Consider the following 3,366-nt stretch of genomic DNA (forward strand, 5'->3'; position numbering starts at 1 on the left):
GGCACCCGCCGCGGCACCGGCCGCCCCCGTCGACCGCGTCGCCCAGCTCACCGCGCTCGCCGACCTGAAGGCCCAAGGCCTCCTGACGGACGAGGAGTTCGCCGCCGAGAAGGCCCGGGTGCTCGGCGCCTGAGCCGCCTCCGCGGTCGAGCCCCGCCCCGTACCGCCGGAGCACTCACCCCCGTACCGCCGAAGCGAAAATCCCCGCGAGCCGCCACGCCTTCCCGTCCGCCGTCAGCCGCCGCATCGCCGGCGCCGCGCGGCGTGGGCGAACTCCCGGTAGGTCCAGCGCTGTTCGCGGTAGACCACCGCCTCCCTGTCTTCGGCGGTCCCGGCCGAGCGGACCGCGCTGTCCGGCAGGGAGCTGAGGTGCGTCACATTCTCCTGACCATGGCGTGAAGCTCTGAACCATGGTTCACTTCTTTCGTGGCCTACCGCAAGACCCCCGCCGAGATCAGTCGCCTCGAAGCCGCCCGCGAGCGCCTGATCGGCTGCGCCACCGAGGTCGTCGCCGACGTGGGCTGGTCCCAGGCGTCCGTGAACGCCGTCGCGGACGCGGCCGGGATCGCGGCCGGCTCGGTGTACCAGCACTTCCCGTCCAAGGCGGCGCTCGCCGTCGAGGTGTTCCGGCGCGCGGCCGGGCGCGAGGTGGAGGTGCTCGGCGAGGTGCTCGGCGGCGCCGGCGATCCCGTCGAGCGCCTCAGCCGCGGCGTCGACGTCTTCGCCCGGCGCGCCCTGGAGAACCGGGGCCTGGCCTACGCCCTGCTCGCCGCCCCCGCCGAACCGGCCGTCGGCGCCGAGCGCCTCGACTTCCGGCGCCGCTACCGTGCGCTGTTCGCCGAGGTCGTACGGGAGGGGGTGGCGGCCGGCCAACTGCCGCCGCAGAACGCCGAGATCACCGCGGCCGCGCTGACCGGAGCGATCGGCGAGGTCCTCGTCGACCCGCTCGCCGCCGCCGACGAGAACGCCACACAGCAGCTCCTCGCCGACCTCACCGCCGCGGCCCTGCGCTGCGCGGGCGCGCCCACCGCCTGACGACTTCCCGCGCGGCGCCCACCCCGCCTGCACGGGCGCCCACTGCCTGACGATCACCCATGGAGGCCCCGATGCCCAGCACTCCCGCCGGCGCGACGCACGAAGTCACCAATCAGGCACCGCCGTTGACCGGTCACAACCCGGCAGAGGACGCCGTACTTCTCGAGGGGATACGCCGCGAGGGCGCCGAGTGGCATATCGAGGAGCTGCGCCGTTTCGGCAAGCTGGTCGGCAGCGAGGAGGCCCGTACCTGGGCCGACCAGGCCAACCGCCACGAGCCCGAACTGCGCACCCACGACCGCTACGGCCACCGCATCGACGAGGTCGACTTCCACCCCGCGTACCACTCGCTCCTGACCGCCACGGTCGGTGCGGGCGCGGCCGGTTCGGCCTGGGCCGACGAACGGCCCGGCGCGCATGTCGCCCGCGCGGGCACCTTCATGCTCGCCACGATGATGGAGCAGGGCCACATGTGCCCGGTCTCCATGACGTACGCCGTCATCCCCGCGCTGCGCCGCGCGCCCGAACTCGCCAAGGTCTACGAGCCGTTGCTCACCAGCCGCACGTACGACCCGGGCCTGCGCACGCCCACCGGGAAGCAGGGCCTGCTCGCCGGAATGGGCATGACGGAGAAGCAGGGCGGCACGGACGTCCGCGCGAACACCACCACCGCGACCGAACAGGCCGACGGCACCTGGCGGTTGCGCGGCCACAAGTGGTTCACGAGCGCCCCGATGAGCGACCTCTTCCTGGTCCTCGCCCAGGCGCCCGGCGGCCTTTCCTGCTTCCTCCTGCCGCGCGTCCTGCCCGACGGCACCCGCAACACCTTCCGTATCCAGCGCCTCAAGGACAAGCTCGGCAACCGCTCCAACGCGTCCAGCGAGCCCGAGTTCGACGACACCGTGGCCTGGCTCGTGGGCGATGAGGGCCGTGGCGTGCGCACCATCATCGACATGGTCACCATGACCCGCCTCGACTGCGTGCTCGGTTCCGCGGCCCACATCCGCGAATCCCTCGCCCAGGCCGCCCACCACACCCGCCACCGCTCCGTCTTCGGCGTCGAGCTCATCGACCAGCCGCTGATGCGCAACGTCCTGGCGGACCTCTCCCTCGAATCCGAAGCGGCCACGACCCTGGGCCTGCGCCTCGCGGGCGCGGCGGACCGCGCCCAGGGCGGCGACGCCTTTGAGAAGGCCTTCCTGCGCCTGGCCACCGCGGTCGGCAAGTACTGGGTCTGCAAGCGCCAGCCGGCCTTCGTCGCCGAGGCCCTGGAGTGCCTCGGCGGCAACGGCTACGACGAGGCCTCGGGCATGCCGCGCCTGTACCGGGAGGCCCCGCTCAACGGCATCTGGGAGGGCTCCGGGAACGTCAACGCCCTTGATCTCCTACGGGTGTTGACCCGCGAGCCCGAGTCCCTGGAGGCGTTCCGTACGGAGGTGGAGGCGGCGTCCGGCGCGGACTCCCGCCTCGACACCGCCTGGCGCGAGCTCCAGGGCCAACTGGTCCTGACCGAGGACGCCCAGCTGCGCGCCCGCCATCTCGTCGAGCGTGCGGCCCTCGTCCTCCAGGGCTCTCTCCTCGTCCGCCACGCGCCCCCCGCCGTGGCCGACGCCTTCTGCGCCTCCCGCCTGGCGGGCGACTCGGGCTTCGCCTTCGGCACGCTGGCCGCGGGGTCGGACTTCGCGGGACTCCTCGACCGCCTCCCGGCGTGAGCGACGGCCCGCCGGTTCACCGGGCCCGCCCCGGCGCCTCCCACTCCTCCTTGTGCCCGAACCCCTTCGCGTTGTCGATCACCCGCAGCCAGTCCGGCACGACCTCCCACAACGCGGCCGACCCCACGGCCCTTGCGAGCCGCGGGTCTTCGGCCACGTACGGGAAGGCGCGCAGGTAGGCGGCGCGAGCGCCCTCCAGCCCACCCTCGGCCACCCGCCGGCACGCCCCGCGCCCCTGCACTCCGCTGATCGTCGTCCACGTCTGCTGATCCGCCTGAACGGTGAACGCCACCCGGGCCGCGGGGGACCGCTCGGCGAGAGCCGCACCGTGGGTGGTGGACGGGGACGAGAGGAAGAGCAGGGTGCCCGCATCCGAGAGGGCGTAGAACACGGCACACGCCTGCGGGTCGCCGGCGTCATCCACGTACGCGAGATTCAGGGTGCTGTGCGCGGCAAGCGCCCGCAGGTAGGGGGCGGGCGGGCACGAGTTCGTCTCTCCATCGCTCACCCGGCCAGGGTGCCTCATCCCCGGCCCGGCGGGGGTGCGGTCTCGCTGCCGGGTGCGGGCCGGTTGCGCCTGCGGCGGGCACCTTTTCCCCTACCCGCCCCTTCCCGAAAC

The 3,366-nt window shown here is 73.6% G+C and carries 5 protein-coding genes; 3 read left to right on the forward strand and 2 right to left on the reverse strand.

What is annotated here, in order from left to right; genetic code table 11:
* Nucleotides 1–133, forward strand: a 133-nt coding sequence (locus G6045_RS42060; protein ID WP_165337143.1) for an SHOCT domain-containing protein, incomplete at its 5' end; no start/stop codon positions are given.
* Nucleotides 134–234: 101 nt separating this feature from the next.
* Here the strand turns inward: G6045_RS42060 and G6045_RS39900 are convergent.
* Nucleotides 235–378, reverse strand: coding sequence for a hypothetical protein (locus G6045_RS39900; protein WP_165337142.1), 144 nt, complete (start codon nt 376–378; stop codon nt 235–237).
* A 48-nt stretch (nt 379–426) separates the two neighbouring features.
* Between G6045_RS39900 and G6045_RS39905 the strand changes: the two genes are divergently transcribed.
* Complete coding sequence (locus G6045_RS39905) at nt 427–1,035, forward strand: TetR/AcrR family transcriptional regulator (protein WP_165337144.1); 609 nt, start codon at nt 427–429, stop codon at nt 1,033–1,035.
* 59 nt (nt 1,036–1,094) lie between these two features.
* Nucleotides 1,095–2,747 carry an acyl-CoA dehydrogenase family protein gene (locus tag G6045_RS39910; protein ID WP_165337145.1) on the forward strand — a complete coding sequence of 551 codons (1,653 nt, stop codon included), beginning with the start codon at nt 1,095–1,097 and terminating at the stop codon, nt 2,745–2,747.
* A 16-nt stretch (nt 2,748–2,763) separates the two neighbouring features.
* Here the strand turns inward: G6045_RS39910 and G6045_RS39915 are convergent, their stop codons facing one another.
* Complete coding sequence (locus G6045_RS39915; RefSeq protein WP_328708085.1) at nt 2,764–3,255, reverse strand: pyridoxamine 5'-phosphate oxidase; 492 nt, start codon at nt 3,253–3,255, stop codon at nt 2,764–2,766.
* Nucleotides 3,256–3,366: the final 111 nt, after the last annotated feature.

It is taken from the genome of Streptomyces mesophilus (genome assembly GCF_011044995.1).
Taxonomy (GTDB): Bacteria; Actinomycetota; Actinomycetes; order Streptomycetales; family Streptomycetaceae; genus Streptomyces; species Streptomyces mesophilus.